At 44.2% G+C, this 1,119-nt stretch carries 1 protein-coding gene; it reads right to left on the reverse strand.

Going from position 1 to position 1,119, the window contains the following annotated elements; all coding sequences use genetic code 11:
* Positions 1 to 1,030, reverse strand: a 1,030-nt coding sequence (gene phoE / locus E0D98_RS24570) for a phosphoporin PhoE (RefSeq protein ID WP_131891306.1), incomplete at its 3' end; no start/stop codon positions are given.
* Positions 1,031 to 1,119: the final 89 nt, after the last annotated feature.

The following is a 1,119-nucleotide window of genomic DNA, read 5'->3' on the forward strand; positions in this document are numbered from 1 at the left end:
CGACAATATCATCATTATTAATATTCAATTTGTTATCGCTATCCAGTTGGTTGATTTTATAATCAACAAACGCTGACATATTTTTGTTGAAATAATATGTAGCCCCGACATCGATATAATTGACCAGATCTTCATCACCGATACCTTCAATATCTTTCCCTTTCGATAAGACATAACCCAGCGATGGACGCAGACCAAAGTCAAACTGGTATTGAGCGACCGCTTCAAAGTTCTGTGTCTTATTGGCAAAGCCGCCAGTTATTGGCGTCATTTTGCGTGTTTCAGAATAAAAAGTTGCCAGATAAATATTATTGGCATCGTATTTCAGACCTGTAGCCCATGCTTCTGCACGCTTGCCTGTGCCACGGCTTTGCAGGTTCTGCTCGTTGGTGCGATCTGAGTTGGTATAGGCCCCACTAATGGCGAAATCGCTGCCGCCAAAGTCATATGTCAATGACGTGCCGAAGCCATCGCCGTTTTGCTTTTTAACGTCGCGGTTTTCGTTTTTCCCTTGATATTGCAGGGTTAAGTTCAGGCCATCGATAACGCCGAAGAAGTCGGTGTTCCGATACGTCGCCAGACCGCTGGCGCGTTTGGTCATAAAGTTGTCGGTCTGCGCCGAGGAATCGCCACCAAATTCCGGGAACATATCGGTCCAGGCTTCCACGTCATACAACGCGCCCAGGTTACGACCATAATCGAAAGAACCCAAATCTTTATATTTCAACCCGGCAAAAGCGAGACGCGTTTTTTGCTGTGCGGTATCACTCTCCGCTTTATTTCCGGCAAACTCCGCTTCCCACCGACCATAACCAGTCAGTTGATCGTTAATTTGTGTTTCACCTTTAAAACCAAAACGGATATAACTCTGGTCGCCATCTTTACTGGCGTTATCACTCATATAATGCATGGCTTTAACTTTGCCATAGACATCCAGTTTATTACCGTCTTTATTATATATTTCTGCAGCCTGTACAGATGCAGATGCCACAATGCCCATCACCACTAATGCCAGAGTGCTCTTTTTCATTTTCATTCCTGATTTTAATTAACGCGCGAATATTCAGCGGGAGAGCCCCGTTGAAAACAGGAAAGTTTTTAACCTGAGATTGTTAAAGA

The sequence above is a fragment of the Escherichia sp. KCJ4928 genome, assembly GCF_004352695.1.
GTDB lineage: Bacteria > Pseudomonadota > Gammaproteobacteria > Enterobacterales > Enterobacteriaceae > ECMA0423.